Annotated in this window: 23 protein-coding genes; 12 read left to right on the forward strand and 11 right to left on the reverse strand. The window is 69.2% G+C overall.

Going from position 1 to position 25,007, the window contains the following annotated elements:
- The first annotated feature begins 28 nt into the window (after window positions 1–28).
- Window positions 29–844: a bifunctional DNA-formamidopyrimidine glycosylase/DNA-(apurinic or apyrimidinic site) lyase gene (gene mutM, locus ABDJ85_RS09195; RefSeq protein ID WP_347704457.1), complete on the forward strand. Its 816-nt coding sequence runs from the start codon at window positions 29–31 to the stop codon at window positions 842–844.
- Window positions 829–1,830 (forward strand): A/G-specific adenine glycosylase, encoded by a 1,002-nt coding sequence (mutY, locus tag ABDJ85_RS09200; protein ID WP_347704458.1) that lies wholly within the window; start codon window positions 829–831, stop codon window positions 1,828–1,830. The genes mutM and mutY overlap by 16 nt, the downstream gene beginning before the upstream one ends.
- Here mutY and ABDJ85_RS09205 read toward each other — a convergent pair.
- On the reverse strand, window positions 1,811–2,680 hold the full coding sequence (locus ABDJ85_RS09205) for a serine hydrolase (RefSeq protein WP_347704459.1): 870 nt from the start codon (window positions 2,678–2,680) through the stop codon (window positions 1,811–1,813). The two genes, mutY and ABDJ85_RS09205, sit on opposite strands and share 20 nt — an antisense overlap.
- A gap of 280 nt (window positions 2,681–2,960) precedes the next feature.
- Here ABDJ85_RS09205 and ABDJ85_RS09210 point away from each other — a divergent pair, with 280 nt between their 5' ends.
- Window positions 2,961–3,869: a substrate-binding periplasmic protein gene (locus ABDJ85_RS09210; RefSeq protein ID WP_347704460.1), complete on the forward strand. Its 909-nt coding sequence runs from the start codon at window positions 2,961–2,963 to the stop codon at window positions 3,867–3,869.
- A gap of 12 nt (window positions 3,870–3,881) precedes the next feature.
- Here the strand turns inward: ABDJ85_RS09210 and rapZ are convergent, their stop codons facing one another.
- Genes rapZ through ABDJ85_RS09225 form a run of 3 tightly spaced genes read right to left on the reverse strand, consistent with a single transcriptional unit; the run spans window position 3,882 to window position 7,379 of the window.
- Window positions 3,882–4,811: an RNase adapter RapZ gene (gene rapZ, locus ABDJ85_RS09215; RefSeq protein ID WP_347704461.1), complete on the reverse strand. Its 930-nt coding sequence runs from the start codon at window positions 4,809–4,811 to the stop codon at window positions 3,882–3,884.
- Window positions 4,808–6,508: a DNA repair protein RecN gene (recN, locus tag ABDJ85_RS09220; protein WP_347704462.1), complete on the reverse strand. Its 1,701-nt coding sequence runs from the start codon at window positions 6,506–6,508 to the stop codon at window positions 4,808–4,810. The genes rapZ and recN overlap by 4 nt, the downstream gene beginning before the upstream one ends.
- Window position 6,509: 1 nt before the next feature.
- Window positions 6,510–7,379: an NAD kinase gene (locus ABDJ85_RS09225; protein WP_347704463.1), complete on the reverse strand. Its 870-nt coding sequence runs from the start codon at window positions 7,377–7,379 to the stop codon at window positions 6,510–6,512.
- 116 nt (window positions 7,380–7,495) lie between these two features.
- Here ABDJ85_RS09225 and hrcA point away from each other — a divergent pair, with 116 nt between their 5' ends.
- A complete protein-coding gene (gene hrcA / locus ABDJ85_RS09230; RefSeq protein WP_347704464.1) occupies window positions 7,496–8,497 on the forward strand; it encodes a heat-inducible transcriptional repressor HrcA in 1,002 nt (333 codons plus the stop codon).
- Window positions 8,498–8,512: 15 nt separating this feature from the next.
- On the opposite strand, the gene ABDJ85_RS09235 is transcribed toward hrcA, so the two are convergent.
- From ABDJ85_RS09235 to ABDJ85_RS09250, 4 genes are read right to left on the reverse strand one after another with little or no spacing between them, the layout of a single operon-like run.
- Window positions 8,513–9,784, reverse strand: coding sequence for an amidohydrolase family protein (locus ABDJ85_RS09235; RefSeq protein ID WP_347704465.1), 1,272 nt, complete (start codon window positions 9,782–9,784; stop codon window positions 8,513–8,515).
- Between the two features lie 5 nt (window positions 9,785–9,789).
- On the reverse strand, window positions 9,790–10,419 hold the full coding sequence (gene upp / locus ABDJ85_RS09240) for a uracil phosphoribosyltransferase (RefSeq protein ID WP_347704466.1): 630 nt from the start codon (window positions 10,417–10,419) through the stop codon (window positions 9,790–9,792).
- Window positions 10,420–10,439: 20 nt separating this feature from the next.
- A complete protein-coding gene (locus ABDJ85_RS09245; RefSeq protein ID WP_347704467.1) occupies window positions 10,440–11,681 on the reverse strand; it encodes a URC4/urg3 family protein in 1,242 nt (413 codons plus the stop codon).
- A complete protein-coding gene (locus tag ABDJ85_RS09250) occupies window positions 11,678–12,973 on the reverse strand; it encodes a GTP cyclohydrolase II (protein ID WP_347704468.1) in 1,296 nt (431 codons plus the stop codon). Before ABDJ85_RS09250 ends, ABDJ85_RS09245 begins: the two co-directional genes overlap by 4 nt.
- 648 nt (window positions 12,974–13,621) lie before the next feature.
- Between ABDJ85_RS09250 and ABDJ85_RS09255 the strand changes: the two genes are divergently transcribed.
- The 8 genes from ABDJ85_RS09255 to ABDJ85_RS09290 all read left to right on the forward strand — a co-directional run bounded on the left by ABDJ85_RS09255 (window position 13,622) and on the right by ABDJ85_RS09290 (window position 20,923).
- Window positions 13,622–14,923, forward strand: a complete 1,302-nt coding sequence (locus tag ABDJ85_RS09255; RefSeq protein WP_347704469.1) for a tyrosine-type recombinase/integrase — start codon at window positions 13,622–13,624, stop codon at window positions 14,921–14,923.
- A gap of 106 nt (window positions 14,924–15,029) precedes the next feature.
- Entirely contained in the window at window positions 15,030–15,548 is a 519-nt protein-coding gene (locus ABDJ85_RS09260; protein ID WP_343626047.1) for a hypothetical protein, read from the forward strand.
- A gap of 93 nt (window positions 15,549–15,641) precedes the next feature.
- On the forward strand, window positions 15,642–16,529 hold the full coding sequence (locus ABDJ85_RS09265) for a hypothetical protein (RefSeq protein WP_347704470.1): 888 nt from the start codon (window positions 15,642–15,644) through the stop codon (window positions 16,527–16,529).
- 100 nt (window positions 16,530–16,629) lie between these two features.
- Window positions 16,630–16,956 carry a helix-turn-helix transcriptional regulator gene (locus ABDJ85_RS09270; RefSeq protein WP_347704471.1) on the forward strand — a complete coding sequence of 109 codons (327 nt, stop codon included), beginning with the start codon at window positions 16,630–16,632 and terminating at the stop codon, window positions 16,954–16,956.
- A gap of 159 nt (window positions 16,957–17,115) precedes the next feature.
- Window positions 17,116–17,277: a hypothetical protein gene (locus tag ABDJ85_RS09275; protein WP_347704472.1), complete on the forward strand. Its 162-nt coding sequence runs from the start codon at window positions 17,116–17,118 to the stop codon at window positions 17,275–17,277.
- Between the two features lie 4 nt (window positions 17,278–17,281).
- On the forward strand, window positions 17,282–18,226 hold the full coding sequence (locus tag ABDJ85_RS09280; RefSeq protein WP_347704473.1) for a DUF7146 domain-containing protein: 945 nt from the start codon (window positions 17,282–17,284) through the stop codon (window positions 18,224–18,226).
- A 5-nt stretch (window positions 18,227–18,231) separates the two neighbouring features.
- A complete protein-coding gene (locus tag ABDJ85_RS09285; protein ID WP_347704474.1) occupies window positions 18,232–19,806 on the forward strand; it encodes a YfjI family protein in 1,575 nt (524 codons plus the stop codon).
- Window positions 19,807–20,266: 460 nt separating this feature from the next.
- Window positions 20,267–20,923, forward strand: a complete 657-nt coding sequence (locus ABDJ85_RS09290) for a hypothetical protein (protein WP_347704475.1) — start codon at window positions 20,267–20,269, stop codon at window positions 20,921–20,923.
- Window positions 20,924–21,999: 1,076 nt separating this feature from the next.
- On the opposite strand, the gene yjjJ is transcribed toward ABDJ85_RS09290, so the two are convergent.
- From yjjJ to ABDJ85_RS09305, 3 genes are all read right to left on the reverse strand, one after another.
- Window positions 22,000–23,313 carry a type II toxin-antitoxin system HipA family toxin YjjJ gene (yjjJ, locus tag ABDJ85_RS09295; protein ID WP_347704879.1) on the reverse strand — a complete coding sequence of 438 codons (1,314 nt, stop codon included), beginning with the start codon at window positions 23,311–23,313 and terminating at the stop codon, window positions 22,000–22,002.
- 131 nt (window positions 23,314–23,444) lie between these two features.
- Window positions 23,445–23,942 carry a DUF1178 family protein gene (locus ABDJ85_RS09300; protein ID WP_347704476.1) on the reverse strand — a complete coding sequence of 166 codons (498 nt, stop codon included), beginning with the start codon at window positions 23,940–23,942 and terminating at the stop codon, window positions 23,445–23,447.
- Window positions 23,943–23,951: 9 nt separating this feature from the next.
- Window positions 23,952–24,887: a TIGR01777 family oxidoreductase gene (locus ABDJ85_RS09305; protein WP_347704477.1), complete on the reverse strand. Its 936-nt coding sequence runs from the start codon at window positions 24,885–24,887 to the stop codon at window positions 23,952–23,954.
- Between the last annotated feature and the right edge of the window lie 120 nt (window positions 24,888–25,007).

Here is a 25,007-nt window from a genome sequence, read left to right on the forward strand (position 1 = left end):
GAGAACAGGCGGCAATTATCATTTCCCGATGCCCGAGCTCCCCGAGGTTGAAGTCACGCGCCGCAGCTTTGCCAACCGGGTCGAGGGCGCCAGGGTCACCGGCCTGCGGCTGGGCAAGCCCCTGCGCTGGCCGTTGGGCACCGACCCCGAAAGCCTGCTGGGCCAACAGATCGGCCCCGTCACGCGGCGCGGCAAATACCTGTGGCTGCCGCTGGAGCGCGGCGGCTTGCTGCTGCACCTGGGCATGTCGGGCTCGCTCGGCCTGGTGGCCGAGACCCTGGCCCCGGGCCCGCATGACCACTTCGACCTGCACACCAGCGCCGGCCTCTTGCGCCTGACCGACCCGCGCCGCTTTGGCGCCGTGGTGTGGTCGGCCGCGCTGGATGCCAACCCGGCCGCCAAGCTGCTAGCCGGCCTGGGGCTGGAGCCCTTTGACCCGGCCTTTGACGGCAGCCACCTGCACACCGCCTGGCGTGGCCGCCGCGTGGCGGTGAAACAGGCGCTGCTGGCAGGTGATGCGGTCGTCGGGGCCGGCAATATCTACGCTTGCGAGGCGCTCTTCATGGCCGGCATCGACCCCCGCCTTGCCGCCGGCAAGCTCAGTCGCCCGCGCGCTGAGGCACTCGCCCAAGCGGTGCGCGAGGTGCTGGGCCGGGCAGTGGAAGCCGGTGGCACCACGCTGCGCGACTTCAAGGACGCCCACGGCGTGGCGGGCAGCTTCCAGATGCAGGCCCAGGTCTATGGCCGCGAGGGCGAGGCCTGTGTGCGTTGCGGCACGCCCGTCCGCCGCATCGTCCAGGGCCAGCGCTCCACCTTCTTCTGCCCTTCATGCCAGAAGCGTTGAGCGACTTTGGCGCCCGTGTGGTGGCCTGGCAAAAGCGCCATGGCCGGCACGAGCTGCCCTGGCAGAACACGCGCGACCCCTACCGCGTCTGGCTGTCGGAAATCATGTTGCAGCAGACGCAGGTGACGACGGTGCTGGGCTACTACGCGCGCTTCCTGGAGCGCTTCCCGACCGTGCTGGAGCTGGCCGCCGCACCGCTCGACGAAGTGCTCACGCTCTGGGCGGGCCTCGGCTACTACAGCCGCGCACGCAACCTGCACGCCTGTGCCCAGGCCGTGGCGGCCCTGCATGGCGGCGCCTTCCCTGCGTCTGCTGCCCAATTGCAGACCTTGCCCGGCATCGGCCGCTCTACGGCCGCCGCCATCGCGGCCTTCTGCTTTGGCGAGCGGGTTGCCATCCTCGATGGCAATGTCAAACGCGTGCTGTCTCGCGTGCTCGCGTTTGACGGCGACCTGGCCTCGACGCGTGAAGAAAAGCGCCTGTGGGACCGCGCCACCGCCTTGCTCCCGGCGCGCGAGGTGGACCGCTACACCCAAGGCCTGATGGACCTGGGTGCCACGGTGTGCACCGCGCGCAAGCCCGACTGCGGGGCCTGCCCGGTGAACGACCTCTGTGCTGGCCAGCACGAGGCTGAGCGCTACCCCATCAAGACCCGCAAGCTCAAGCGCAGCCGGCGCGAGAACTGGTGGCTGTGGCTGGAGCACGAGGGCCGCGTGCTGCTGCAGCAGCGCCCTGCCCCGGGCGTCTGGGCGGGCCTCTGGACCCTGCCTCTGTTTGACGACGAAGCCAGCTTGCGCGCCGCCGCAGGCGGGCCGCTGGAGCCGCTGCCGCGCATCGAGCACGCGCTGACGCACTTTGACTGGGTGCTGCACCCGGTACGCGCGGTGCTCCGCGATGCAGCGCCCGCGCTGCCGGGCACCTGGGTCCCGCGCGAAGAGCTGGCCAGCTACGCGCTGCCCGCGCCGCTCAAGAAGTTGTTCGGCTGAGCGACTTGCGGATCAAGGCCGCATCGCGCAGCCGGTGCGCCGAGCCGTCGGCGTCCAGCAGCACCACGGTCACCGCACGGGCGCCGCTCATCATGCGCATGGCCAGGCAGCGGCCGGCTTCGTCGGTGTAGCCGGTCTTGCTGAGAAGGATGTTCCAGCCCTTGGCACCCACCAGGCGGTTGGTGTTGTGCAACTCGCGCGTGCGGCCGCTCAAGGCCACGGTGGCGCGCTTGCTGCTGGTGATGCGAGCGATCTCGGGGTAGCGCGCGGCTGCTGCCGTGATGCGGGCCACCTCGATGGCGGTGGAGGTGTTCTGCGGCGACAGGCCCGTGGGCTCTTGCAGCGAGGTGTTGCGCAGGCCCAAAGCGCGCACCTTGGCTTGCAGGGCCCGCACAAAGGCGGACTCCCCGCCCGGGTAGGCACGCGCCAAGGCGGAGGCGGCGCGGTTGTCAGACGAAACCAGGGCCAGCTCCAGCGCATCCTGGCGCGAAAGCTCGGTGCCCACGCGAACAAAACTCTTGCTGTGCTTGAGGCGGTCCACATCGTCATCACTGATGCGCAGTCGCTCGGCCGGGTGCTGGCGCGCATCGAGGATGACCATGGCCGTCATCAGCTTGGTCAGCGAGGCAATTGGCACGATGGCCGCTGCGTCGCGCGCCATCAAGACATTGCCGGTCGCGTCGTCCACCACCACCACGTGCTTGGCATTCACCGGCAGGCGCAGGGGCTGCGCTGCTGCGGCGTCGGGCGCCGGTGCAGGCGGCTCCGCCGCCGCCTTGGCCTCGGCCAGGGCCGCTGACAGTGCCAGCACGATCAGCAAAGGGCGCAGCAGCGCGTGCGCGGTGTTCATCGTCCATCCAAGGCGCATGCGCCCCTCTCCATGTGCATCGAAGCCAGAAGGCTGTGGCCCCGATTGTCGCGTCGTGTGGTGTTCGTCAGGGGCAAAAAGGGGCAGAAATCTCGTGCACCACACCGCCATGCCAAACTCGCCCAACGATCACGGGGCTTGGCCGGCACCAGGCACCGCCCCCTCGTGACCGGAGACCCCGAGACCCATGTTCCCCTTGCAGTCAGGGATGCCGCCAGCACCCGCCCCATGCGCACCCGCGCAGCCCCGCCGCCGGCGCTGTTTGACGCTGGGTCTGGCGGGCTACCTAGCGAATGGGCTGACGAGTGGGCTGGGCAGCGGTGCTGCGCTGGCTGCCAATGTGCCGGTGATCCGCTACCCCGCCCCGCAGTCGCCGCTGGACACGCGCTCGCTCGACCTGCTGAGCCTGCTGGAGGCCGCGCTGCGCCGCACCGAGCCCGAGTACGGCCCGGTCCGCCTGCAGCCCACCGATGAAGTGCTGACCGAGCTGCGCCAGTTTGCCGAGCTGGACGCCGACCGCGGCATCCTGCACATGACCTGGGCCACGGTGTCGGTCGAGCGACGGACCCTGGCCAAGACCATCCCGTTTGACGCACGGCACGGCTTGCTGGGCTTGCGCATTGCGCTGGTGGACGAGCGGCGCCTGCCCGACATCGCCAAGATCCGCGACCTCGCGGCACTGCGACGCCTGACCATCGGCCAGGGCCTGGCCTGGCCGGACGTGGACGTCTTGCGCGCCAGCGGCATCAAGGTGCAGACGGTGTCCGGCTACGAGAACCTGTTCCGCATGCTGATGGCCGGCCGCTTCGACCTCTTCCCACGCGGCGTGGGCGAAGTGTTCGACGAGTACGAGGCCCGGCATGCGCAGATGCCCCGCCTCGCCATCGACCCGCACCTGCTGCTGGTCTATCCCTACCCCTACCAGTACTACTTCGCGCCCAGCCAGTCGGCCCTGGCCGCACGCGTCGAGAAGGGCCTGCTCGCCATGAAGGCGGACGGCAGCTTCGATGCCCACCTGTGGCGCTTCCACGGCGCCGCCGTGGCCCGCGCCCGGCTGCAAGACCGCCTGGCGCTGCGCCTCACCAACCCCAACGTCAGCCCCGAGGCCGAACGCGGCCTGGAAGCCACCCTGGCCTTCTGGCGCAAGCCGCCGCCGTCGCAAAAGCGTTGACGGGGCCTGCCGTCAGCGGGCATCCAGCTCGCGATGGCGCTTGAGAACGTGGCCGTGCTGGTGGAACTGGCGCGACAGCATCTCGACCATGTAGACCGAACGGTGCTGCCCACCGGTGCAGCCGATGGCCACGGTCAGGTAGCTGCGCTGGTCGGCCTGGAAGTTGGGCAGCCAGCGCGCCAGGAAGCCGGCGATCTGACCCAGCATCACGCCCACCTCGGGCTGGTTGGCCAGGAACTGCGCCACCGGCGCGTCACGGCCCGTGAGCGGGCGCAGGTCGCGGTCGTAATAGGGGTTGGGCAGGATGCGCACGTCGAAGACGAAGTCCGCATCGCTGGGCACGCCGTGCTTGAAGGCGAAGGACTCGAACACCAGGGTCAGCTTGGGCCGGCCGCCGGCTTGCGAGACGATGTCGGCCACCCAGGCGCGCAGCTGAGCCGGGCGCAGCTGTGAGGTGTCGATGACGGTGGACTCGACACGCAGCGCGGCCAGCATTTCGCGCTCGAGCTTGATGGCGTCGAGCAGGATGCGGTGGCGGTCTTCGGCCTCGCCGTCGAGCGGCCCGAAGGCGGTGGTCTCGCGGTCCTCGCGCAGCGGGTGGGGCCGGCGCGTCTCGGAGAAGCGGCGCAGCAGGGTCTCGGTGTCGGCGTCGAGGAAGATGGAGCGGATCGACACCCCGGCTGCGCGCAACTGCTTGAAGATGGGCAGCACCAGGGGCAGCGAGCCGGCCGAGCGCACGTCCACCGCAATGGCCACACGGCGCTCGCCGCGCGCCTGCTCGACCTGCAGGAAGTCCAGCAGCAGCTCGGCGGGCAGGTTGTCCACGCAGAAGTAGCCGGCGTCCTCCAGCGCGTGCATGGCCACGGACTTGCCGCCCCCGGCCATGCCGGTGACGAGGATGACGTCGTTGCCGACGTCGGAATCAGGGTCGAGGAGGTTCATGGCTTCGAGCCCGAGGGCGACAGCTTGGGCGAGGGGGTGGAGGCCTGACTGGCCAGCATTTCTTCGGCGTGGGCACGGCTGGTGGACGAGAGGCGCTCGCCGCCCAGCATGCGGGCAATCTCGGTAACACGGGCCTCGCCCAACACCGCACGCACCTGGCTGACCGTGGCGCTGCCTTCCAGCTGCTTGGTGACGACGAGGTGATGGTCGGCACAAGCCGCCACCTGCGGCAGGTGGGTGACGGCCAGCACCTGCTGCCCGGGCCGTGCACCGAGCTGCTTCATCAGGCGGCCCACGGTCTCGGCTACGGCGCCGCCGATGCCGACGTCGATCTCGTCAAAGATCAGGGTCTGCGGGCCCTGCGCGGCGGACTGCGTGGTGGTGACGGCGATGGCCAGCGCCAGGCGCGACAGCTCGCCACCCGAGGCCACCTTGGACAACGGGCGCGGCGTGCTGCCGGCGTGGCCAGCCACCAGGAACTCGGCGCTCTCCAGGCCCCATGACTGGGGCTCGGCTTCGGGGTTCAAGGCAATCTCGAAGCTGCCACCGGCCATGCCCAGCTGCTGCATGCCGGCAGTGACGGCCTGCGCCAGACGCGGCGCGGCGGCGGCACGGGCGCGTGAGGCGGCGGCAGCCTCGGTGTCAAAGGCCTTGCGCGCCTGGGCCAGCTGAGCTTGCAGCTGGGCGGGGTCGGACTGCGCATCGTGCGCGGCCAGCTCGGCCCGCCACTGCGCCAGCAAGGCGGGCAGCTCTGGCGGCGGGCGGCGGTAGCGGCGCGCCAGTTGCAGCCAGGCGGACACGCGCTCGTCCAGCTCGGCGAGGCGGGCCGGGTCGAGGTCGGCCTTGTGCAAATAGGCCGAGAGCGTGTGGCTGGCGTCGGCCAGCTGGGCCTGCACATCGCGCAGCGCCTGCACGGCGGGCAGCAGGCGGGTGTCGTGGTCGAGCACGCGCTCCAGCTCGTCCAGCGCCTGGGCGGCTAGCGACTGGGCGCTGACCTCGGCTTCGTCCAGCTGCTGCAGCGCACGGCCTGCAGCGTCCAGCAAGGCCTGGCCGTGCGACAGGCGCTGGTGCTCGGCGTTGAGCTCGTCCCACTCGCCGTCCTGCGGCGCCAGGGTCTCCAGCTCGCCGATCTGCCAGGCCAGGCGTTCGCGCTCGCGCAGCGACTGCGCTTGATCGGCCTCGGCGCGCTGCAGGCGCTCGGCAGCGTCCTTCCAGGCGGCATGCGCGCAGCGCAGGGCCTTGGGGTCGAAGCCGGCAAAGCCGTCCAGCAGCTCGCGCACGGAGGCGGGCCGGGTCAGGCCCTGCCAGGCGTGCTGGCCGTGGATATCGAGCAGGGCATCGGCCAGCTCGCGCAGCTGCGCCAACGTGGCCGCGCTGCCATTGACCCAGGCGCGGCTGCGGCCTTGGGCGTCGATCACGCGGCGCAGCAGCAGCGTGGGCTGGGGCTCGAAGCCGGCTTCGTCCAGCCAGGGCGCAAGGTGCTCGGGCGTGTCGAACTCGGCCGAGATGTCAGCCCGCGCCGCGCCCTCGCGCACCACACCGGCGTCGCCCCGGCCGCCCAGCACCAGTTGCAGCGCATCGATCAGGATGGACTTGCCCGCGCCGGTCTCGCCGGTCAGCACGGCAAAGCCGGGCTCGAAGTCGAGCTCAAGGCTGGGGACGATGACGAAGTCTTTGAGACTGAGGCGATGCAGCATGTCAGCCCTCGTACCAGCGCAGCTTCTTACGCAGGGTCGCGTAGTAGCTCCAGCCTTTGGGGTGCAGGAACTTGACCGAGTGGGCACTGCGGCGCACCACGATCTCGTCGCCCACCAGCAGGCTGGCCAGGCGCTGCATGTCGAAATTGACCGAGGTGTCGCGGCCCGAGACGATCTCCATGCGCACGGGCCCGGCGTCGGGCAGCACGATGGGGCGGTTGGTCAGGGTGTGCGAGGCAATCGGCACCAGCACCCAGCCGGCAATGCTGGGATGCAGGATGGGCCCGCCGGCCGAGAGCGCGTAGGCCGTGGAGCCCGTGGGGGTGGAGACGATCACGCCGTCCGCCCGCATATTGGCCACGCGCTCGTCGCCCACATGGATGCGCAGCTCGACCATGCCCGAGTTGCCGCCCCGGCTGACAACCACGTCGTTGAGCGCCAGGCCGGTGTAGATGGCCTCGCCGCCGCGCAGCACCTGGCCTTCGAGCATGCCGCGCGACTCGACCTCGTAGGTGCCGGCCAGGATGGGCGGCAGCACCTCGCGGTAGCGCTCCTTGGAGATGTCGGTGATGAAGCCGAGCCGGCCCTGGTTGATGCCCACCAGCGGGATGCCGTAGGACGCCATCTGCCGCGCAAAGCCGAGCATGGTGCCGTCACCGCCCACCACCACGGCCACATCGCAATCGCGGCCCAGGGCCTCGGGCGGGAGGGCGTCATAGCCCGTCAGGCCGTTGGCTTCTGCGGTGGCCGCCTCGACGCTGACTTCCAGCCCGAGCCCCAGCAGAAACTGCGCCACTTCCTCCAGCACGGGCCGAAATCCGTGGGCTTGGGTTTTGCCCACCAGGGCCACATGCTTGAAGCGGTCCGCCATAGAGGAAATTACACCACGGCTTGATGTCAGCTCCCGGTCGGCGGAAGGCAGTGCAGCGCCCCGGGGCTGGGCTTGCCCGGGGCACACACTGCGCCAGTCTTCCTACAATTCAGCCCATGCTCGACGAGCGCTCCCGTTCCCTGCTCAAGACCCTGGTCGAAAGGTATATCGCCGACGGCCAGCCCGTGGGCTCGCGCACCTTGTCCAAGGCCTCGGGGCTGGAGCTGAGCCCGGCCACCATCCGCAATGTGATGGCAGACCTGGAGGAGCTGGGCCTGATTGCCAGCCCGCACACCAGTGCCGGCCGCATTCCCACGGCACGCGGCTACCGGTTGTTTGTGGACACCATGCTGACGGTCCAGGGCCAGAACCTGACCGGCATCGAGCTGCAACCCGACCAGCCGCAGCGCGTGATCACCAACGCCGCGCAGCTGCTGTCCAGCCTGTCCAGCTTTGTGGGCGTGGTCACGGCGCCGCGCAAGCCCAGCGTGTTCCACCACATCGAGTTCCTGCGGCTCGCGGAGCGGCGGGTGCTGGTCATCATGGTGGCGCCCGATGGCGACGTGCAGAACCGCGTGATCTTCACCGCGCAAGACGTGTCGCAGCCCGAGCTGGCCGAGGCGGCCAACCGGCTCAATGCCCACTACGCCGGCCTCACGCTGGAGGCTGTGCGCGAGCGCCTGCGCAGCGAGGTGGACGCACTGCGCAGCGAGATCGCCACCTTGATGAGCGCCGCCGTGCAGGTGGGCACCGAGGCCATGGCTCAGGAGCAGGAGCGCGTGGTCGTCAGCGGCGAGCGCAACTTGCTGACGGTGCAGGACTTCAGCCACGACGTGGGCGGCCTGCGCAAGCTGTTTGACCTCTTCGAGGAAAAGACCCAGCTGATGCGCTTGCTCGACGTGTCGAGCCGCGCCGAGGGCGTGCGCATCTACATCGGCGGCGAGAGCCAGGTGGTGCCCTACGAGGAGCTGTCCATCGTCAGCGCGCCCTACGAGGTGGACGGCCAGGTGGTGGGCACGCTGGGCGTGATCGGCCCCACGCGCATGGCCTACGACCGCATGATCCAGATCGTGGACATCACCTCGCGGATGGTGGGGCAGGCGCTAAGTCAACGTTGATCCAACGCTGATTTCTTAGCGCTGAAAGCTCGTCAGCGCCGGCCGGCCCGGCAGGTTCAGCTCACTCACCACGGGCGCCGACTCAGCCAGCAGCACACCCCGCCGCCACACCTTGAGCCGCGCGGGCCGCAGGCGCAGGGCTTCGATGGGGTCGCGGGCCTGCAGCAGCACAAAGCTCGCGGCCTTGCCGGCCTCGATGCCGTAGTCGGGCAGTTGCATCACACGCGCCGCGTTCGTCGTGACGGCTTCGAAGCACTGGCGCATGCCGGCCTGGCTGGTCATCTGCGCGACGTGCAGGCCCATGTGGGCGACTTCGAGCATGTCGCCGCTGCCGAGCGAGTACCAGGGGTCCATCACGCAGTCGTGCCCAAAGGCCACGGTCACGCCCGCGGCCAGCAGCTCGGGCACGCGGGTCATGCCGCGGCGCTTGGGGTAGCTGTCGTGCCGACCTTGCAGGGTGATGTTGATCAAAGGGTTGGCCACGGCGCTGACACCCGCCTCGGCGATGAGCGGGATCAGCTTGCTGACGTAGTAGTTGTCCATGCTGTGCATGGAGGTGAGGTGCGAGCCATTGACGCGCCCTCGCAGGCCCAGGCGCTGGGCCTCGTAAGCCAGGGTCTCGATGTGGCGGGAGAGCGGGTCGTCGCTCTCGTCGCAGTGCATGTCCACCATCAAGCCGCGCGCGGCGGCCAGCTCGCACAGCAGCTTCACGCTGGCGGCGCCGTCCTGCATGGTGCGCTCGAAGTGCGGGATGCCGCCCACCACGTCCACGCCCAGATCAAGCGCGCGGTTCAGGTTGTCCAGCCCACCGGGCGTGCGCAAGACACCGTCCTGAGGGAAGGCGACGAGTTGCAGGTCGAGGTACGGCGCCACGCGGCGCTTCACTTCCAGCATGGCGCGCACGGGCAGCAGGCTCGCATCGCTGGTGTCCACATGGCTGCGGATGGCGAGCAGGCCTTTGGCCACGGCCCAGTCGCAATAGGCCAGCGCGCGCTCGACCAAGGCCTCCTCGGTCAGCAGGGGCTTGAGCTCACCCCACAGCGCAATGCCCTCCAGCAGCGTGCCGCTCTGGTTGACGCGCGGCAGGCCGTAGCTGAGCGTCGCGTCCATGTGGAAGTGCGGGTCGCAAAACGGCGGGCTCAGCAGCTGGCCGGCAGCGTCGATGACCTCGTGCGCCGAGGCCACGAGACCAGGGCTGACTTCAACGATGCGCCCGCCCTGCACGGCGATGGACATGTCATGCCGCCCATCGGGCAGCGTGGCGTGGGTGATGAGAAGGTCCAGCATGCCCGCTACTGTGTCCCAAAGATGCGGTCGCCCGCGTCGCCCAGGCCCGGCAGGATGTAGCCGTGGTCATTGAGCTGGCGGTCGATGGCTGCGGTGTAGATGGGCACGTCGGGGTGCGCGGCCTGCAGCGCGGCCAGGCCTTCGGGGCAGGTCAACAGGCAGACGAACTTGATGGAGCGCGGGCGCACTTCCTTGAGCCGGTCGATCGCGGCGATGGCCGAATTGCCGGTGGCCAGCATGGGGTCCACCACGATGGCATCGCGCTCGTGCATGTCGGAAGGCATCTTGAAGTAGTACTCGACGGCCGTCAGGGTCTTGGGGTCGCGGTAGAGGCCGATATGCCCCACGCGCGCACCCGGCACTACGCTGAGCATGCCCTCCAAGATGCCGTTGCCCGCGCGCAGGATGGACACGAACACCAGCTTCTTGCCGTCGATGACCGTGCCCGTGGTGGTCTCCAGCGGCGTCTCGATCTCGATGGGCTGGGTGGGCATGTCACGCGTGACCTCGTAGGTCATCAACATGGCCAGCTCATTCAACAAGCGGCGGAAGCTGTTGGTGCTGGCGTCCTTGCGGCGCATCAGGGTCAGCTTGTGTTGCACCAGGGGGTGGCTGATGACGTGGACATTGCTCATGGGGTGTTCCTCCTGGAGGTTCAAAACACGGTGCCGTCACTCTCGATGTTCAGCGGCGGCAGGCCGCCCGGGCGCTGGCGCAGGGCCACGGCGCGGCCTGCGGCCCAGGTGCCGCCTTCCAGCACGCAGGCCAGGGGCAGCTGTGCGGCGCTGAGGCCCAGCTCGGCGCGCACCAGGGGCGCCAGCTCGTCCAGCAGGGCCACGGTCAGCGCGCGCCACTCGACGATGAAGTCATCCCCCGCCTGCCAGCGGCGGCGCTGCCAGTCAGGCACGCGCGGGCGCAGCACGCCGGTGTCGAGCAGCAGGCCGCCGTTGCGGTACTCGGGCAAGCCGGTCAGGGCGTCGAGCCCGGTGACGGTGACGCCCGCCCACTCAAAAGGCTCCAGCAGCGAGTAGGTGAGCCACTGCGAGAGCTTGTGGAAAGGCACCCAGCCGGCGCTCAAACCCTCGCCCTGCATGGCCGCGTGCGGCCAGCAGTCACCCAGCGCCTGGCCGCCCAGGCTGTGCCGTGCGGGCCAGATGTCCGAGAGCCCGTCCAGCAGGTGGACGAGGATGTCGTGCGCCGCCACCTCAGGGCCACGCAACACGTCAAACATGCCACCGGGCCGGCCGGCCGTGCCCCAGCGCGTGGGGCTGGCGGCCAGCACCTCGCCCAGGCGGCGCAGCAGCGCAGCGCGTGACTCCAGGCCCACCAGCGGGTTGGCCTCGTGCACCTGGAAGGCGCGGCCCAGGTCCTGCGCGCTGATTGCCATCAGCCCTGCCGCGTTGGCCTGCAGCGGCCGCGCAGGGTCGCTTGAAAAAGCGCCGTCCAAAAAGGCATGAAAGCTCGCGACTCCCAGGCCCTCGGACCGCGTGAAGGTCTGCCCACTCACTTCGCGGTAGCGCCACACAGGCCCTGCGCCCGCATCCAGCAGCACGCTGACGACGACCAGGTCGATCAAGGCCCGCGCGCGCGTGGCTGCGTCCACGGTGCCCAGCCGCGCATCCAGCAGCGCCAGCCGGTCCACGCCGCCAGCCTCGAAGTGCCGCCAGCGGCTGTGATACGGGATGCGCCCGTCCGGGTAGCGCTGGCGCGTTTGCTGCGCCACCTCTGCAGCGGCCACGGCCAGTTGCGCGTCCACCACCTCAAAGCAGGCGGATGCACCGGCTCGCGCCCGGGCCAGCAGTTGCTGCGCACGATCGCGCACCGCCGTCGTGCTGCGCAGCAGGTGCACGGCCTCCAGGGCCGCGCCGTGGTCAGTCGGAGCTTCGGCCATCATCATTTCAAGGCCCTGCCCTTGGCCTTCTTCAACTCGTCGGCATCAGGCACCGCACCGGGCGTGAAGTAGCCAGCCGCCATCTTGGCGTCCATCTCCACGCGCGCATCGGCAGGGATCAGCTCGTCGGGGATGTTGATGCGCTCGCCCACCTCGATGCCAGAGCCGGTGATGGCGTCGTACTTCATATTGCTCATCGACACCAGGCGGTGGATCTTGCGGATGCCCAGCCAGTGCAGCACGTCGGGCATCAGCTCCTGGAAGCGCATGTCCTGCACGCCCGCCACGCACTCGGTGCGGGCGAAGTATTGGTCGGCCGTGTCACCGCCCACCTGGCGTTTGCGGGCGTTGTAGACCAGGAACTTGGTCACCTCGCCCAGCGCGCGGCCCTCCTTGCGCGAGTAGGCCACCAGCCCCACCCCGCCCCGGCCGCCTTTGTCCTTGGGCTGGGCAGCGGCAATGCATTCCTCGATGGCGTGCGTGAGATACGGCCGGCAGGTGCAGATGTCGGAGCCGAACACGTCCGAGCCATTGCACTCGTCGTGCACGCGCGCCGTCAGCTCCACGTTCGGGTCGGCCAGGTCGCGCGGGTTGCCAAAGATGTAGACCGTCTGGCCACCGATGGGCGGCAAAAACACTTCCAGGTCCGAGCGCGTGACCAGCTCGGGGTACATGCCGCCGGTCTCTTCAAACAGCACGCGGCGCAGCTCGGCCTCGGTGCAGCCAAAGCGCTTGGCCACGCCCGGCAGGTACCACACCGGCTCCACCGCCACCTTGGTCACCATGGCCGCGCCATTGGCCGTGAGCAGTTGGCCATCGGCCTTCAGGCGGCCCTTTTGCAGCGCCTCGATCACCTCGGGCAGCATCACATGCGCCTGCGTCACCGCCAGCGTCGGGCGGATGTCATAGCCCGCCGCCAACTCCGCCTCGTACTCGCGCGCCACCTCGGCCCCCCAGGGGTCGATGCTGACGATCTTGGCCGGGTCGCTCCACTGCGGGTAGGGGCCGATGGTGTTGGTGGGCGCCGTATTGGTGAGGTCCGCCTTGTGCTCCCGCTTCAAGGCCCCCGCCGCCACCGCCAGCGCGCGGTAGACGCTGTAGCTGCCGCTGTGCGTGCCGATCACATTGCGGTGCGCGCGCGAGGTCGTGGTGCCCACCACCGGCCCGCGCTCACGCGCCGTCTCCGCCCCCCAAACAATCGGCAGCGCCCCAAAGCCGCCCGAGTGCGAGGTGAGCCGGATATGGCGCGGGTGCGGATGCCCCGGCGAATCGGGTGTCGAGCTAGACCCTGCTGTCATGGCAAGCCTCCTCCAACCAGGCCCAGCCCCGCCCGCCCCTGCAAGCCCGGCGCCGCGCCCATGCCTGGGACAGTAGCAAGCGCAATGCCAAGTGTCTACGGACCCGTAAAAATCAACCGCCCAGCGCACAACACCCGGCACCCCTGCCAAGCCGGCCGACCCGGCTGGCTGAGTGACAATGCCGCCCTTTCTCAGGGCCGTTAGCTCAGTTGGTTAGAGCAGAGGACTCATAGCGAAAGTTGTGCACCGGGCCGCGAAAGCACCCGCGTGAATGGCGTCAAAGTCGGCGAAACCTGACGGCCCTCCCGGGCACAAGGCAACGCCGAGCCAAGCCCCGCAAGGGGAAGGTGTAGAGACTAGACGGCGCCCGCCTACCGGCTTCACCGCCCATGGCGAAGGCATAGTCCAGGGAGTCCAGAAATGGGCACAAACCGGAATCCTTTGGTCGCAGGTTCAAGTCCTGCACGGCCTACCACATAAGCCCCCACAAAGGGCCAGAAACAACCAAAACGCTATGTCTGACAAGGACTTAGCGCTTTTTCTTTGTCCGCATGGGGCCGGGTAACGTGGCTTGTGTCCGCCAGCTACCCGGGTAACATACCGGGTAACGGGCCTCATGTGGCCCCAAGCGGTGAAAGGTTACCCGGTATGGCTGCAACCGAAATCCTCTCCGACAAGGCGATCAAGGCGGCGCTGAAGGCTGCGGCGGTGGCCGGCAAGGCCCGCAAGATCAGCGACGGCGGCGGGCTGGTGCTGGACGCCCGGCCGACCGGCGCCGGCTGGTGGCGGCTGCGGTACTGGATGGATGGCCGCGAGGGCATGCTGAGCCTGGGCACATATCCCGAGGTGCCGCTGACGAAGGCCCGGGAGAAGGCGCGCGACGCCCGCGCCCTGGTGGCTGCCGGCACCGATCCGAGCGACGCCCGCAAGGCCGACAAGGCCGCCCAGGTGGCGAAGGCCGAAGCCGCGCGCCTGGCTGCTGCTGGCCTGCCCGGCCCGGGTACGTTCGAGCAGGTGGCCCGGGAGTGGCACGCCTACATGGCGCAGAGCTGGTCCGCAGGGCACGCAGTCAAGGTGCTGGCGCTGCTGGTGAATGACCTGTTCCCCTACATCGGTGCGCAGCCCCTGGCGAGCCTGACCGCCCCCGAGCTGCTGAAGCATGCCCGCCGCATCGAGGCGCGCGGCGCGGTGGAGACGGCCTATCGGGCGCTGAAGGCGGCCGGCGCAGTGTTCCGGTATGGGGTGCAGCATGGGCACTGCGAAAGCGATCCGACCCGCGACCTGAAGGGCGCAATCCTGCTGCCAGTGCCAGAGCATCGCGCCGCAGTGACTGACCCTGCCAAGCTGGGCGAACTGCTGCGCGCAATCGATGGCTACCACGGCACGCCGGTTGTGCGCGCTGCGCTGGCGCTGGCCCCGCTGGTGTTCCTTCGTCCCGGCGAGCTGCGCAAGGCCGAATGGGTCGAATTCGATCTGGACGGCGCACTGTGGACGATTCCGGCCGCTCGCATGAAGGGCCGGCTGAAGGCGAAGCTGACCGGGCCGGATCATGTGGTGCCGCTGGCGCCCCAGGCTGTCGCCATCCTGCGCGAGCTGCAGCCGCTGACCGGCGCCGGCCGCTACGTCTTCCCGAACCCGCTTACCCCGGACCGGCCGCTGTCGGACAACGGGGTGTTGTCGGCGCTGCGCCGGATGGGCTTTGGCAGCGATGAAGTGACAGGCCACGGCTTCCGCGCCACGGCGCGCACCATCGCTGCCGAGCGGCTGGGCATCGCGCCCGAGGTGATCGAAGCGCAATTGGCGCACCGGGTGCCGGACGCGCTGGGCCGGGCCTACAACCGCACTCTGTACCTTGAGCAGCGGCGCGACTTGATGACGAAGTGGGCCGACTACCTGGACAGGCTGCGCAAGGGCGCCGAGGTGGTGAAGATGCCCGGCCGCGCTGCCTGAGAAAACCTGAGAAACCGCGCCGGCCGGGTGCCGGCATCAAGGCGGGGCCTGGACGTGCGGACACACGCCAAGCCCCTCGCCACACCCGGACAAAGGAGGTCCGAACATGGCTGAGACTGAGCATAGCGCCGCAGCGGCGCAGGAACCCCAGGCCGAGCGCGAGCTGATGGTGAGCCTGCGCCCCCACGGCTTGGGGTTCTGGGAGTTCGAGGGCACGCGCGCGCAGCTTGAAGCCGAGGGCGTGATACCGGCCGCTACGGAGTGGCCGGCGACCGGCGCGGCCCGGGAGGAGTGGAAGGCGGGGCGGCTGAGGTTCAGTCTGCGCCGAGCGCGCCCGCCCGGTCTGAAGGGGCCGATGCGGTTGTGGGTCAATGGTGACTGGTGGGCGCTGCGGTGTGAGCTGATCGGCGGCCCGAGTCACCATGAGCAACGGGTGATCGACGCACGGCGCGCGCTTGAGCGTGAAGCCTTCCTGGCATCGGCTGCAGGGCAACGGGCATGGAATGAGCAGTACCGGCGGCGCTGCGCGGCTGAGCGCGACTCTGCTTTTCAGGTGTTCAAGACGCGCGTGCCTGGGTTGGTCGCGCCGAAGCGTGGCCGGAAGGCCAAGACAGCGCAGCCCTAGACTAGTTCCGTCGCGCCTAGGCTGATCCCCGAAGAGCCGGTTCCCTTGCCGGCCTGGCGCGGCCTTCTCACAAGGGCACACGAAGGGGTGTGAATGCCTGATGACGAAACAAGCGGCGCGCCTGCGGCCGGCGAGAAACAGTGGCAGCCGCCGCCCCCGGAGCCCGACTACGGGGCCGGGGACTACATCATGCTGCCGGATTTCGGGATATGGCATTTCAGCCTGGAGGATGCCGCGCTGCTGTCGGCGTTGGACATGTGGAACGCCGGCAGTGCGCCTGGTGTACCGGCGGAAGGCTTGCCGATGGCGGATGACGATGAGGAATCGCACGACCATCAAGATGACCCCTTGATCCGTGCTGCGCTTGACCCGCTGCGCGCCCAGGTGCTGGCGGCGCTGGTGCGGTCTGCTGAGGCCGGCCATCTGAAGGTTGAGGTCAGAGGTCGAACGCTGGCCGATTCGCGCCTAATCCCCGGGCGCACCTTCGTCCATCTGCATGACCTGGTGGACTGGTTGAGCGTGCATGGGCACGAACGCAGCGACATCATCGCGGACGTTGAAGAGTCATTGCAGGAAGCTGCAGACCCTTGGGTGGTGGCGTCAGACGTGGCGCAAGACCGCGCGCAGTTTCGGCTTGCTCACGTTGAGCGACTCGCCGCAGAGCCATTGACGGATGAGGCTGCGCTGCGTGCCGAGGTGCGGAGACAGCGCCTGCATATCGCGCACCTGGAGCAGCAGCTAGACGAGGTGCGTCGCGGCGCCCGGCCTGCCGCAGACAAACCCCTCAAGACGCGAGAGCGCCGGACGATGCTGACCATCATCGGAGCTTTGTGCCGGAGGGCCGGGATCGACCCGGCAAGTCGCGGCGCTGCCGTAGCAATCGCGGGGGCAACGGAAGAGATAGGCGCTCCAGTGGCCGATGACTCAATCCGGGCAGCTCTGCGTCAGATTCCGGACGCGATAGAGAGCCGGTCACGTTGAGGCTCAGAAAACCTAAGTCGGAATTGCGCTTCCCGAGTTAGGCCACCTACTTGCGCGCTGGCGCTGGAATGACCCCATGCAACAACGCATGAGGCCAACAGTGACCGCAAAGACCGACCTTCCCCCGATCCCGCCCGCCCTTGCCGGCGTGGCCTTGATCGACGCCCCGACGTGTGCCGCTGCTGGCGGCATGTCGGTTTCATGGTGGCACGAAGAGGTGCGCACCGGGCGCGCCCCGGCGCCTGCCGTTCGGCAACCCCGCTGCACCCGCTGGCGCCTGCCTGACGTGGTGGCCTTCTGGCAGGCATTCGCCAGCAAGGGCGAGGCTGACGCTCAGGGCGCCGAGCAGGTGACAGCGAAGGCCAGGAAGGCCAGCGCTGCAGCACGAGCCAAGCGCGCGGCCGGTGCCAGCGCGGCGGCGCAGTGAGGCGCCACCATGTCGCGCACATCGAAGGCCCGAGGGGCCGGGCGAGTCACGCCCACAAGTGACAAGGCCGACGCTGCGAACGTCGGCCAAGTCGGTGAACAAGTCAGAAGCCAGAGCCCAGATTCTCACGGCGCGCCCCTTGCCGGGCAAGCGCTGCGGGTGATCGAAGGCGAGCGCAAGGCGCATGACTACCTGGCCCGACTGAATGCCTGCCAAGCCGACCCCGACGAGCTGGCGGTGATCGTGTCCATGCTCTACGGCGCCACGCTGCGGGGCTTCTGCCGCGTGCTGGCAAAGGCGCTGGGGGTGAGCCATGCATGACCCCGTGCAAGCCTTCAAGGTGGCGATCCTGGCCGCGCTGGGCCATGCGCCCGATGTGATCGAGCCCGGCCGGCTGCAGCGCTTCGCCACGTCGGACAAGCGCGGCGATTCGGCCGGCTGGTGCAAGCTGTTCGCCGACCTGCGCGGCGGCGTCTATGGCTGCAACCGGGCTGGCGTTTCGGAGACCTGGCAAGCCAACCGCGATCAACCGATGACGCGCCAGCAGCGCGCCGAGCTGGCAAAGCATGTCGCCGAGGCTGCGGCTGAGCGCGAAGCCGAGCAGCGCCAGCAGTGGGCCGAGAACGCTGGGCGCATCGCGCGCCTGTGGGCGCAGTGCGTGCCGCTGGTGGCTGGCGACCCGGTGACGCTGTACCTGAAGCGGCGCGGATTCGCGGGAGTGTGGCCTTTGCCGGCGTGCCTGCGCCTGCATCGTGCGCTGCCCTGCTGGGATGGCGACAAGAAGATCGGCACGCACCCGGCGATGGTGGCGCCCCTGGTGGCGCCTGATGGCCGAATCGTCGCGCTGCATCGCACCTATCTGACAGCGGACGGACGGAAGGCCGACGTGCCGACCGTGAAGAAGCTGACCGCGACGGCGGGGCCGCTGGCCGGCGCCTGCATTCCGCTGCACGAGCCGCAGCGCGGCGTGATCGGCATTGCTGAAGGCATCGAAACCGCCCTGGCTGCCTGGCTGGCATCGGGGCTGCCTACGGTGGCCGCCTACTCGGCGGGCAACCTGGCGGCGTGGCAGTGGCCGGGGAGCGTGCAGCGGCTGGCGATCTTCGCGGACAACGACCGCGCTGGGCGGGAGTCCGCCGACGCCTTGCGCGCGCGCGCGTTTTCGGCCGGCATTGGCTGTGAGGTGGTGACCCCGAGCGACGACGGCACCGACTGGTGCGACGTGTGGGCGCAGCGCGGCGCCGTCACCATCGAAGGGGCGGCGGTATGAGCGCGGTGCAAGACCTGGCGCGCATGCGCAAAACGGCAATCGCCATCGCGGCAAGCGGCTACGCCCCGGCGCGGCCTGACGTGCTGATGTCTGAGCCTGCAGCCCCCAAGCCCTTGCCTGACGAGCTGCTGCCGGTGGAAGCCTTCCCGCTGGCGGCGCTGCCCGAGGCTTTCCGGCCGTGGGTGGCTGACGTGTCGCAGCGCATGAACTGCCCGCCCGACTTCGTGGCTGTGCCGTTGATCGTGGCGGCGGCATCGCTGGTGGCGCGGCATGTCGGCATCCGACCGCAGGCGCGAACCGACTGGATCGAGAAGGGCAACCTGTGGGCGCTGATCGTGGGCCGGCCCGGCATCATGAAGTCGCCCGCGATGGCGCAGGCCCTGGCGCCAATGGATCGACTGGAAGCACGCGCGGCCGAGGACTACCGCAGGGCACTGGACGACTTCACGGATGCCAAGCCGCTGCGCGAGCTGCGCGCCGAGGCAGGCAAGCAGGCGGCGCGGGCGGCGCTGAAGAAGAACGCGCAGGCTGACGTGTCCGACCTGCTGAAGCGCGAAGCCGAGGACGCCGAGCCGATCCGCAGGCGCTACGTGGTGGCCGATGCCACCTATGAGAAGCTGGGCGAAATCTTCGTCAGCAATCCGGGCGGCGTGCTGTCGGTGCGCGACGAGATGCGCGGGATGTTCCTGAACCTGGCGCGCGAGGAATCGGCGACGGCGCGGGCGTTCTACCTGCAGGCATGGAGCGGCGGCAGTTACCACTTCGACCGCATCGGGCGCGGCACGGTGACGATAGAGGACGCGCGGCTGTCGATGATCGGCGGCATCCAGCCCGGCCCGTTGGCTGAACTGATGTTGCAGGCCCGGCGCGGGGCGGCTGACGACGGGATGATCGAGCGATTCCTGATCGCCTGGCCGGATTCGCCCGGCGCCTGGCGCGACGTTGACCGCTGGCCCGACAACGACGCCAAGCGCAAGGCATGGGAAGCCTTCGACCGACTGGACGGCATCACGCACAAGGAGCTGCACGCCGAGGTGCAAACCGGCTTCGATGGCGCACCGCAGGGGCTGCCGTTCCTGCGCTTTGCCGACGATGCCCGCGAAGCCTTCGCCGAGTGGCGCGGCGACCTGGAAGCCAGGCTGCGCGGCGCCGACCTGGGCAGCCTGGAAGGGGCGCTGTCGAAATTCCGGCATCACATCCCCGCCCTGGCGCTCGCGCTGCATGTGGTGGATGGCGGCAAGGGGCCTGTGGGGCTGGCGCCGACGATGCGCGCCCTGGCGCTGGCCGACTACTTCGAGTCGCACGCACGGCGCCTGCACGCCAGCGGCCGGCGCGTGGCTGTGCGTGGCGCGCATGCGATTCTGGGCAAGGCGCGGGCCGGCGACCTGCCCGACCCCTTCACGGCACGCGACGTGTACCGCAACCAGTGGGCGGGCCTGGCCGACCGCACCACGGTGGCCGATGCACTCGACCTGCTGGCGGCGCATGGGTGGCTGGCGGAATCGATCATCACCACGGGTGCGGACGGTGGCCGGCCGACCACGACCTATAGCCTGACCGATGGGGCGCGCCGTGGGTAAGTGGCTGGCCCGGCTGGGGGCACTCGACCACGCGGAGCAGGACGAAAACTCCGCGCCCCCCTTCCCGCCGCACTGTCAAAACCGACAAAACCCGGTTTCGTCAGTTTTGGCAGTGGGCCGGGAGGGGGGGGGCGCCGGAATTTCTGTGCCGTGCGAGACAACCGCAGCGCTTCCCGATTCGGGCGGCTGGGGTCACGCGGACAAGGGGCGCTTTCTCGCCCGGCGTGCAAGGCTGCAGCGCTGGGGCTGGCCCGCTGATGAAGCCGAGGCGCTGGCCGACCGGCTGACTCGCCGCGACATGGCGGGCGACGACGACCGTGTGAGCTGCACTGACTGCAGGCACTACCGGCCGGGCCGTTGCCGCAACCATCGGCACGCCGGGCTTCATTCGGCCGAGCTGAGCCGAGACCTGGCCGGGCTGCTGCAGCGCTGCCCCGGCTTTCAAACCGAGAGGTGAACGATGGCGACGAAGAAGCCGGCCGGGAAAGCGGCAGGGAAGATGGAGGCAAGGCCCGCAGAGGCGCCCGACCCCGAGAAATCCGAGGCGCTGGCAAAGCTGGCGCTGCGGCCCAGTGTGAACGCTGCGGCCGTCGTCGCCCAGTACGCCAAGCCCATCGGGGTCGATGAGGACGATATCGGCGCCTTGATGGGCCAGCTCTCCGACGACGTGGAGAAGGTTTGGGCCGGCGACATGAAGCGGGCCGAGGCCATGCTGTTCGGCCAGGCGCACGCGCTGCAGGCCATCTTCATGAGTCTGGCGCGGCGGGCCAACAGCCAGGACTATCTGAAGCAATGGGAAGCCTACTTGCGCATGGCGCTGAAGGCGCAGAACCAGTGCCGCATGACGCTGGAGACGCTGGCGACGATCAAGAACCCGCCCGTCGTCATCGCACGGCAGGCCAACATCAACAACGGCGGGCAGCAGCAGGTGAACAACGGCGCGGCGCCAGCCCCAGGGGAAGCGCCCGCGCACGCGGTGAACCCGGAGGCCGCGCCGACCGAACTATTGGAGCAGCAGCATGGCGAATGGCTGGACACCGGAGCGACGAGCGCGGCAGGCGGCACTGATCCGCTCATGGCGCCCGTGGGAGAAGTCCACCGGCCCGCGAAGCGCTGAGGGCAAGGCCCGCACGTCGCGCAACGGTTTCAAGGGCGGGCACCGGGAGACCCTGCGCGAACTGGCGCGCGTGCTGAACGAGGCGCTACGGGAGCAGCGGGAAGCACTGCGGCGGCGCTGATCGACCTACCGGCCAGGCAGTCACGCGACGCACCGACCGGGTAACTTTCCGGGTAACTGGTGGCGCTTCTGCCACCCATCCTAGGGGGTTCGGTAGATGCACGGCCTACCACCTGATACTGGGCGCGCAAGAGCGCCGCCTGTCTTGCATGATCCGAGTCCCGTCGCAACCGAGGGCCTCGGATAGTCGATCATCCTTCGACTATTACCAGCAATGGCCGGGTAGTAGCGTATGAACCCAATCCGCGCCCGCATCCAATTCCTTCTGGCGCATGGCATGGCTGGAGCAAAAGCAGCGGGCGGCTTCTGACTGAGTATTTCAGTCAGTGGAGCGGCCTTCGGACGGTATTTCGTTGACGCTCGGTTTCGGGGGCGAGGCTTGCGCCTCACCCCGTACTCCTATAGCAGCAAGATCAGGAGAGTGATGAGCACCGTGACCGGGAAGGTCATGGTGATCTTCAACTTCCCGTACTGCAACGTCAGCTTGAACATGGCGTGAGCCCTGTTTGCGCTGGCGGCGCCGCCAACTTGTTGAAGGTTGGCTCATTTGTAGAGCGCCTTTGCCGGGCGCTTGCTCGTCACCTACCTAGGATGGCTTCGAGCGATCCAGCTCAGTCGGCTTTGGTTGGTCTGATGCGCACTACGCCGTTCTGAGGACATCCATCCTCGCGGTGCGCGAACCGAGGTTCGCACCAGACTCCTTGGCTCTCTTCACTTTAAGCCGCTTCGCGGGCGGCAGCGGGCATTGCGAGTGCCCTCGGGATTGGATGCTCGGTCGCGAACAGTCCACCCCTGCGGCGATTCTGATCCTGGGCCTACTGACTGTCAATGTATACAGCCCCCAACATCCAAATCAAACGGACCGCAAGCCGTCCGGGCGGGATTTGGTAAGGGGTGAGGCGTGGCCCCCGACTGAGGTGGCACCTGCAGAACAAGCTGCAGCCCCGCGCCATGGCTCACACCCCCAACCGCCCAATCCTCTCCCCCGCCTCAGCCACATGCGCCGCCAGCGCCTGGGCGCAGGGGGCAAAGGCGTCGCTCAGTACGGTGCTCCCCTGCAGCCGTGCGACGAAGTCCTGAGCCATGGGCAGGGCCTGGTGCCAGGCGGTGGCGGGGACGTCGCTGGTGATGTGCAGGCTCAGAGGCCGGGGGCTCAGGTCGCCAGCGGCGGTGGGGGCGAAGGCCATGCAGGTCATGTCGTAGGCGGGGGCGATCTCGCACGGGCGGCCGGGCTCGGACATGAAGGACAGGTTGCCACCGTGCATGTCGGTATTGCCGATCAGGACGCCGAAGGCCCAGAGCAGCTCGGCCTGGGCCAAGGCCTCGGGGGTGACGACGCCCACGCGGGCCAGGGCCTGGGTGACGCGGGGCCAGGTTTGGCCGCTGCCGACGAACTCGGCATCCAGGGCGGCGAGTGAGAACAACGCGCGACGGCCGCTGGTGCCAACGCGGTCAAAGCGGCAGACCTCCAAGAAGCGCTGGCCCTGGTGGTCGTACAGCGCAGAACGCGAGGCGGGCACGGCGTGGGCGTGCAGCACCTCCAGCGCCAGATGCTCGGCGGCGAGCAGGTCGCGCCAGCGTTGGCTGACGGGGCTGTCGGTCTGAGCGCTGAACTTGACGAGTACATGGGCGGGGCCATCGGCAGTCTCAGCATAGGCGGTGAACTTGGGTTGCTCACCGCCGGCGGAGGAGCCCGGCACTTCGCCGCGCGCGGCGGCGGCGGCAAGCTCGGCATAGGCCTGGGCCTTGCCGCGCTCAGGCACCGGCTGGGGCGGTGTGGTGTTGACGAAGACGTCGCGCGCGGCATGGCCGATGAGGAGGTTGCCGGGCAGGTCGCCACCCCGCAGCAGCAAGGCGCGCAGCACGTGGCTGTCGTCCCAGTCATCAAGCCGGGCGGGCAGCCCGAGCTGGGCGCCGTAGCGCTGGTTGAAGGCGCGGCCGAGGTAGCCCTGGGGGCGCATGTCGAACAGCCACCAAGGCAGGCCGGGGGTGTGCAAGCGCGCGCCATCGCTTTGCTGCATCACAAAGCCCTCGGGGCAGACGGGCAACAGGGTACCCAGCTCGCTCACCTGCCCATCAGCCGACACCCGGTAGACCGGAGCAAGCAGGGCCTGGCGAGCGGCATCTTGAATAGCATATTGAATAGATCTTGCGGACCCGATGGACAGCAGATCATCACCCAGGGTGCGCAATGCCCGCGAGAGTGTTGGCTGGCTTACTCCCAGGGAATTCGCCATTTCATTGGCCGTAGCAGGGCCGCGTCGCAGCATGGCACGCGCACGCTCGCCCCATTGGTTGGCCGCAGAGTTCACAGGATTGAGCCAGAAAATGAATAGATACTTGAATTGTATCCACGCACCCCGACGGCCGCCAGCGTGGGGCGCCTTGGCGGCACCAACCGCTACTGCAACGGCCCTTCCATCGCCTTCGGCACCGGCAGCGAGAAGGTCTCGATGCCTTCGTCCTGCAGGGCCTCGCGCTCTTCGGCGGTGACCTGGCCGCGGATGCCGCGGTCGGGCGTTTCGCCGTAGTGGATGCGGCGGGCTTCTTCGGCGAAGCGGGGGCCGACGTCTTCGGTGCGGGCCATCAGGGCGCGCACGGCGCCGAGGTAGGCGGCCTGCAGCTCGGCGGCGATGGCCGGGGCCGGCGTGGGGCGGTTGCTGGCGGCGGGCTCGTCGTCGCGGGCGTCTCGGTTGTCTTTGCTTTCACGGGTGTCGCGAGGTTCGCGCGCGCCGGAGAGGTTGAGCCGGGGGGCCGAGGGGCGGCGGGTGGCGGTGACGTCGCCGCACATCGGGCATTCGATCAAGCCGCGCTCGTTCTGCTGCTGGAAGTCGCTCTCGGAGGCGAACCAGCCCTCGAAGGGGTGGCCACTGGAGCAGCAGAGATCGAGCACTTTCATCGGGCCGGATTATCCCGGCGCCGGCTCTGCGCCTGCTGCCAGTGCGGCCAGCGCCCCTTCAAGTTGTGGGTATCGGAAGCGATAGCCCGATTGCAGCGCCGCCGCCGGTGCCAGGGGCACGCCGCCCAGCAGTAGCTCAGACATCTCCCCCATGCTGAGGCGCAGCGCGGCGGCTGGCACGCGCAGCCAGGCCCGGCGACCGAATGAAGCCGCCAGCGCACGCGTGAATTCGGCTTGGCTGCAAACCTCGGGCGCCACGGCGTTGACGGGGCCGCGCAGCGCGGGCGTGGCCAGCGCGTGCTGCACCAGGCCCACCGCGTCGTCGAGATGCAGCCAGGCCAGGGCTTGCTGCCCACTGCCCAGCACGGCTCCCAGCCCCAGGCGCGCAGCCAGGGCCTGGGCGGGGTAGGCGCCGCCACCCTGCCCCAGCACCACGCCAAGGCGCAGGCACACCACGCGCAGGCCCAGGCCTTCAGCGGCCAGGGCGTCGCGCTCGATGCCGGCGCAGAGGTCTGACTGGAACTGCCCCGGCTGTGGCGGCCCGCGCTCGTCCAGCGCTGCGGCGGGCGCCAACGCCGGGTTGCCGTAGTAGCCAATGGCGGAGGCGGCCACCAGCACCTTGGGTCGCTCGTGCAAGCGCTTCAGCAAGGCCTGCAAGGCCATGGCCACGCCATGCCGGCTTTGCACCAGCAACGCGCGGCGCGCGGCCGACCATGGCGGCCCCAACACACGCGCGCCGGCCAGGTGGACGCAGGCATCGATGCGGGCGCTGTCGGGCAGATCGTCCAGCCGGCTCAGCATCCGCACCTGCTGCCCCAGCAGTTGCTGCGCACGCGCCGCATCGCGCGAGAGGGCAATGACCTGCCCACCCTCGCGCAGGTGGCGAGCCACCAGCGCCCGGCCAATGAAGCCGGTGGCGCCTGTGATGAGCAAGGTGGAGGACATCGCGCTGGGACTCCGCTCAGGGTCGGGCGGCCAGTGTCGCCGGCCTGGGTTGGACCTGCTGACGGTTGGGTATTGATGCCAGCACTCCTAGGGGCTGCCCCGATACATCGCCCGGCCTAG

This window comes from Roseateles paludis (genome assembly GCF_039872745.1).
Lineage (GTDB): Bacteria > Pseudomonadota > Gammaproteobacteria > Burkholderiales > Burkholderiaceae_C > Pelomonas > Pelomonas paludis.